This is a genomic window from bacterium (assembly GCA_026708015.1).
Lineage (GTDB): Bacteria > Actinomycetota > Acidimicrobiia > Acidimicrobiales > Bin134 > Poriferisocius.
Map to the genome: position 1 here is coordinate 1 of JAPOVT010000007.1, position 6,414 is coordinate 6,414.

Annotated in this window: 5 protein-coding genes; 2 read left to right on the forward strand and 3 right to left on the reverse strand. The window is 62.5% G+C overall.

What is annotated here, in order from left to right; genetic code table 11:
- A partial coding sequence (locus OXG30_01960) for a hypothetical protein (protein ID MCY4133666.1) occupies positions 1–1,208 on the forward strand: 1,208 nt, incomplete at its 5' end.
- Between the two features lie 46 nt (positions 1,209–1,254).
- On the opposite strand, the gene OXG30_01965 is transcribed toward OXG30_01960, so the two are convergent.
- The 3 genes from OXG30_01965 to OXG30_01975 form a co-directional block, all read right to left on the reverse strand.
- Complete coding sequence (locus OXG30_01965; protein MCY4133667.1) at positions 1,255–2,076, reverse strand: hypothetical protein; 822 nt, start codon at positions 2,074–2,076, stop codon at positions 1,255–1,257.
- Between the two features lie 73 nt (positions 2,077–2,149).
- Positions 2,150–2,437, reverse strand: a complete 288-nt coding sequence (locus OXG30_01970) for a nucleotidyltransferase domain-containing protein (GenBank protein MCY4133668.1) — start codon at positions 2,435–2,437, stop codon at positions 2,150–2,152.
- A gap of 470 nt (positions 2,438–2,907) precedes the next feature.
- Positions 2,908–3,312, reverse strand: a complete 405-nt coding sequence (locus OXG30_01975; protein ID MCY4133669.1) for a hypothetical protein — start codon at positions 3,310–3,312, stop codon at positions 2,908–2,910.
- 696 nt (positions 3,313–4,008) lie between these two features.
- On the opposite strand from OXG30_01975, the gene OXG30_01980 reads away from it, so the two are divergent.
- A partial coding sequence (locus OXG30_01980; GenBank protein ID MCY4133670.1) for an N-6 DNA methylase occupies positions 4,009–6,414 on the forward strand: 2,406 nt, incomplete at its 3' end.

Here is a 6,414-nt window from a genome sequence, read left to right on the forward strand (position 1 = left end):
GCACCGTCGAATGCCGGGGCGGCCTCCACATCGTTGTTACCGAAGAATCCATAAGCGCCGGGGAGACGGGCGTCCACGAAGGCGCCTTCGCGGGCGCCTTCACCGCCATCACAGCCAGCGACGAGCATACGTGCGGGATCAGAGCCGACAGCACCGTCGAATGCTGGGCCGCCGGCCCCCGCGGGGCGCTGGATGCCCCCGCGGGCGCCTTCACCGCCATCGCGGCCAACGACAACCATACGTGCGGGATCAGGGCCGACAGCACCGTCGAATGCTGGGGCGGCATCAACGAATACGGGCAGGCGGACGCCCCCGCAGGCGCCTTCACCGCCATCACAGCCGGCAGGAGGCATTCGTGTGGGATCAGGGCCGACGGCACCGTCGAATGCTGGGGCGGCATCAACTCCGGGCGGGTGGACGCCCCCGCAGGCGCCTTCACCGCCATCGCGGCCGGCGGCGACCACTCCTGTGGGATCAGGGCCGACAGCACCGTCGAATGCTGGGGCGCCATCGGCGGTTTCTGGCCGGCGGACGCCTTCGCGGGCGCCTTCACCGCCATCGCGGCGGCCAGCGGCTTCAGCTTGTGTGGGATCAGAGCCGACAGCACCGTCGAATGCCAGGGCCAAGCGGGCGACGCCCCCGCAGGCGCGTTCACCGCCATCGCAGCCGGCCAGGACCATATGTGTGGGATCAGGGCCGACAGCACCGTCGAATGCCGGGACCCAACGGGCGACGCCCCCGCAGGCGCCTTCACCGCCATCGCAGCCGGCAGCTACCACTCCTGTGGGATCAGGGCCGACAGCACCGCCGAATGCTGGGGCTCCAACCGCCACGGGCAGACGGACGCCCCCGCAGGCGCCTTCACCGCCATCGCAGCCGGCAGCTTCCATTCGTGTGGGATCAGGGCCGACAGCACCGCCGAATGCTGGGGCAACAACCGCGGCGGGCGGTCGGACGCCCCCGCAGGCGCCTTCACCGCCATCGCGGCCGGCGGCGGCCATTCGTGTGGGATCAGGGCCGACAGCACCGTCGAATGCTGGGGCGCCAACGGAGTCGGGCGGTCGGACGCCCCCGCAGGCGCCTTCACCGCCATCGCGGCCGGCCGCGGCCATTCGTGTGGGATCAGGGCCGACAGCACCGTCGAATGCTGGGACTGGACGACGAGCCTTCCCGCCGGCGTCTCCTGGGCATCCTGGAGTGGCGTGTAGGGTATCCAGGCTCGATCAGCCCGGCGTGTAGGGCATCCAGGCTCGATCAGCGAGGCCGTGGTGGGCCTGGAGCCGATCCCGGTAGCGTGTAGGCCCTGGAGTCGATCCCGGTGGCGTGGTGGCCCTGGAGTCGATACTCCCCGAGTTGGGATCCGGCAGCCGCGGATTCGGACCCCTCTGATGCATTGCTTGACTGTGAAGCGGTCCCCTCAGGAGCGGTGGCTGCCGCCGACTCTTGCGTCGTCCCGCCAGCCGGATCGATAACGGGGGTAGGGGCTTGCTCGGCCTGCCGGTCCCAAATGCTGGAGCACGCCCCCGCTAGTCGAAGGCAGCGGGAGGGGAAAGCGGCGACGGCGGTTTCCTGCCTGCCCCGTACCGTGTCGAGCTGCTCCCACACGACCCACACTTCGGCGAAGTGCTCGCAGGATATTCCGTCGAGCTGTTTGAGGACGGCCTCGTCGGCCTCGTAAGAACCGGCGTCGAGCAGCCCAGGCGGGCGCTCGTTTAGCGTGTTGATCCAATAAAGCCCGCCAGCGCTGCTGAGGACCACCACCAACCATTTCGGCTCGTCATGCGCACCGGCCTGGTCCTTGCGAGCCTTTTTTCTGACTCTCTCGTTGACGGCACCCGCAATGTTCGATGCCGGGTCAAAGAAACCTCTGGGATTGACGCCCTTCTTGGTACCTTTCTCGGTTTCTGGGTCGGTAAGCCTCACTACCTCCACCCTGGCCTTGATCTCCCCGTCCGGATCGCGCAGGTCGATGTCGTGCGACGGCTCGTGCCCTCTCTCGGGAAGCACTTCCGCACTGTGTCCTTCAAGGAACCGCTCCAAAACGCCTGCCGCGTACTCCTCGTCTGTCACGGGCATGCCCTGCTTCCTTCAGGGTGACTACTGGCGGCGTTGTACGAGGACGGCGGCGCTGTGTCGTTGTCAGATCGGCTCAAAGAGGAATGGCCTCGTCTTCGACGGATGTGATGCCGGGCGGGATGGACCGGCGGGACACGACATCGACGGTGCAGCCAAGCAGATCTTCGAGCTTGGTCTTGATGCGGGCTAGGTGGAGCAGTGTGGACTGGGGCTTGAGGTCGGCAATGAAGTCGCAGTCGCTGTCGGCGGTGTCGTCCCCTCGGGCAACTGAGCCGAACAGGGAGATGCGGTCAGCGTTGCAAGAAGCGGCGATCTCGCGGATGCGATCGCGGTTGGCAAACACCATGGACCTGCAGCTCATGCGGGCAACTTTACCGGGAGCGGCGCAAGCGCCCTGCGGGACAGCGACCGCTGATGCAACCGCTGACCCCGCTACTCCGGCGGAAAACCCCAGAAAGGCGATACCCCGGGGCCTGTCCGAAGACATGAGCTACCCGGGGATACCCACATGCCATCGGCCTCACTTCAATGAGTATGACCGTTCCAGAAATCCTCGGGTGCGGACGCCATTAACTGCCGGGGGCTTGCAACGATGAGCGCACAGGGCTAGGGGCGCAGGTAGGGGTACAGGATCGAAAGTGAGTCATTCGCGCCGATCTATTCCCCTCCCATCAGTAAGCTCCCAGACGATTGCCAAGCAAAGAGGGGTGTAGCGACGTGATCGAAGAGGCCAATGAAGCTGGCAGTGGCGGCCGACCAACGTTCGATGCCAAGTCAGGGCTGATCGAACTGGAGTTCCCGGGGGATGGAGCAATATCGGTTGGAAAAGCCCTAGAACGCATCCGGCGGGATAGCCGCGACGAGAGTGAGAAAGGACGATGGTTTGAGAATCTCGTCGCGAGAGTCTTCAGGACGTCTCCGGAGTACGAGATTACTGAAGTTCATCGTTGAGCCGATTGGCCAGAACGCGAGGATCTGACCGGTCGGGACGGCCGCGACAGAGGCATCGACCTTGTAGCTCGACATCGAGACGGCAGATGGATCGCGATTCAATGCAAGTGTTATGCCGATGATGCGAAGGTCTCCAAACCAGAGATTGACTCGTTTCTCGGCTATTCCCAGCAGGCCGTCTATTCGATGCGCTGGATTGTTGCCACCTGCGATTGGACCTCTGCTGCAGAAGTTGCCATTGAAGGAGCCACTCCCCCAATCCACAGAATTGATTTCCTGCGCCACGCAGACGACCTGATTCTCGAACTCGACTCTGAGCGTCCGGTTCGTTCACTCTGGCCGAGGCAAAGGGAAGCCGTCAACAAAGTAGTCAATGGTTTGAGTAACAATGACCGCTGTCGGTTGACGATGGCCTGTGGAACGGGAAAGACCTTCACGTCACTTCGAATTGCCGAACAGGTCGTACCCGATGGCGGCAGGATTTTGTTTCTGGCGCCCAGTATCGCATTGGTCTCACAGGCTCGGAGGGAGTGGCTACGCCACAGCGCTCGCCCGCTGGAGTGCGCAGTGGTTTGCTCCGACCCTTCAGCAGGGGGGCGCGGCGAGCAAGCCGATGTTCGGCTCTCCGAACTCGAGTGCGCTGTCACCTCCAACCCCGCGGAATTGGCCGACCTCCTTTCAGAGTCTTCCCGAAACGGCGTTACTCGCGTCGTGTTCTGCACATATCAATCTCTGAAACATGTCTCCGCAGCGCAAGAGGAACTAGGGGTGCCGGGCTTCGATCTCGCCCTCTGCGATGAGGCGCATCGCACAACAGGAGTGGACCGAGCCGCGTCTGGTGGCGAGAACTCCGGATTCCAAGCCGTTCATAGCGAAGAGTCTCTGCGAGCCGTCAAACGGCTGTATATGACCGCGACTCCAAGGATTTACAGCCCTCGTTCTCGTTCGTCACTAGCCAACAAGGGCATAGAGACAGTCGACATGTCCGACTTTGATGTGTACGGACCCGAACTCGAACTTCTTTCCTTCAAGGATGCGGTCAACGACGGTCTGCTCTCGGACTACCGCGTGATTGTGCTGGGCGTTCACGAAAATGCCATTCCTCTGGGAATGCGCGATCGACTGGTCTCTCTCGGCGAGCGCCTGAGCGAGGGTCGAGCAAAGCCACTAATCATCACCGAGGACGAGATGATGCGTCTGTTGGGGACATCGCTGGCCGTAAATGGTCTTGCAGAGGGCGATGAACTTGACCGGCCAGGCCGTCTACACCGAACAATTGCATTTGCCAACTCAATTCTGCGGTCCAAGTTCTTCGCGGAAGGACTTCGGCAACCTGAACTCAAGTCGCTCATTACCCGACGAGCAAGACAGTCCAACCCTCAGGCGACCGAGTCCTTGAGGATGGACGTGCAACACCTAGATGGAACCGACAGCGCACTCAAGCGCAGCAGGGCACTACGCGAGCTTGGCCTAGCCGGAGAAGAAGAAATCGCTCGCGTGCTCTGCAATGTCAAGCTCTTCGGTGAAGGGGTAGACGTACCTTCGCTAGACGCAATTGTCTTTATGGAGCCCCGTGACAGCCAGATTGACATTGTGCAGGCTGTCGGTCGGGTTATGCGCCGCAGCGAGGGCAAGAGACTCGGATACATCATTGTTCCCATTCCCATTTCGCCGGGCACCGACTTGGCTACTGCGCTGACAGAAGGCAACACCGGCTACGAAGCCCTAGGCCAGGTGATGCGGGCACTCCAATCCCACGATGGGCGGCTTGCCGAAAACCCACTCCGGTACGTTCAAGCCCACGAGATAGGACCGCATCCTGCGGAACCGCCAGACCCGCCTGACATAACGTCATCGCAGCTTGTGCTCGATCTGCGCGAGGCTGGTCAAGGCATCTACGCGCACGTAGTGGCTTCCTCTGGTCTTGGCACGCCCGGCCTGCTAGTCGCCGATGACATTGCACAGGCTGTTCGAGCCGCGGCTCGGCTGTTCGAAGAAGGTGAATTAGCTGGGCAGTTGGCAGATGCGATGGGATTGGCAGTCACTGGCAATGATCGCGACATCTGTACCATCGCGGCCCTTCTAGTGGGAAACGCCTGCCTCCTCCATCGCCGGCTCACCGATGTGGCCCACATGAACTGGCTTTCTGATCTGGCTACCGTCTCGGGCGATGAGTACCCGGCCGACGCTCTAGAGCGCGACTGGGAGAAGATCCTGGAACACGACTACAAGCCGGTCTTCGAGCCCGCGCTCGCCGTGCTGGGCTCCTTGCCCCGCCGGAAATTTGCAAACCATGCCCTGTGCCGGCTGGCAGAGTGCGCAAACCGGACCGCCGCTTCACTGAGCGACATGGGCTACGACCACGCCGGTCCGCTCTACCACCGCATCCTTCCTAACGCAGAGGCCACTGGCGCCTTCTACACCAACAACCTCTCCGCCCTGGTACTCGCCCGGCTGGCCATAGATGCCGACTTCACCGACTGGGCCGACGATGAACAAATTCGCCGTCTGCGGATCATGGATCCGGCCTGCGGCACCGGCACTCTGCTGATGGCTGCACTGCACGTTTTGAAATCACGCAGCCAGCAGGCAGACAACGAGGACCAGGCCGAGTTGCACCGGGGACTGGTGGAAAACGTCCTCTGCGGACTCGATATCAACCGTCACGCAGTACAGATGGCAGCCTGCAACCTCACACTCGGTGCACCCACCGTCGACTATCGCCACATCAACCTGTTCACTCTCAGACATGGCCCACAAACCGATGGAACGATGCAGGCGGGCTCGCTAGAGATTTTGGCAACAGCCGACTCAGCAGACTCTCTGCACAGCCTTGTCCGGCCACTCCGTACCCAGAAGGGTATCGGTGCCATTCAGGTGGATGAGACCGAGGTCGATTTCGCACCCCAAGACCTCGATCTCGTAATTATGAATCCGCCATTCACCAACAACACGAAACGCCACCGGCAATACACGAGTGATCAAGTGCAACAGATGCAGCAATACGAGCTTCGAATTCGCGACCACCTCGCGAATTCAGACCCCGCCGCCGGAGGTGTCATCGACTCGAACAGCATTCGTACCTTCTTCACACCTTTGGCAGACCAGCTCTTGGGTTCTGAACGCGGAGTGCTCGCCATGGTGCTCCCAGTCACTGCCTGCACCGCCGCAGCCGGAAAAAATGAGCGCCGCTTTTTGGCCAGTAGATTCCATATCGAGCGGATAATCACCTCACACGACCCGAAGCGAATCAGCTTCTCGGAGAACACCAGCATCCACGAATGCCTACTGATCGCACGGCGCTGTGGGGGGGGGGGGGGGGGCGCCGGGCCCCGGGGGGGGGGGGGGGGGGGGGGGGGGGGGGGGGGGGGGGGGGGGGGCGGGGGG

Bases quoted from the DNA above. Each gene is read 5' to 3' on its own strand.
- OXG30_01965 (MCY4133667.1), bottom strand. From the start codon at position 2,076: ATGCCCGTGACAGACGAGGAGTACGCGGCAGGCGTTTTGGAGCGGTTC.
- OXG30_01970 (MCY4133668.1), bottom strand. From the start codon at position 2,437: ATGAGCTGCAGGTCCATGGTGTTTGCCAACCGCGATCGCATCCGCGAG.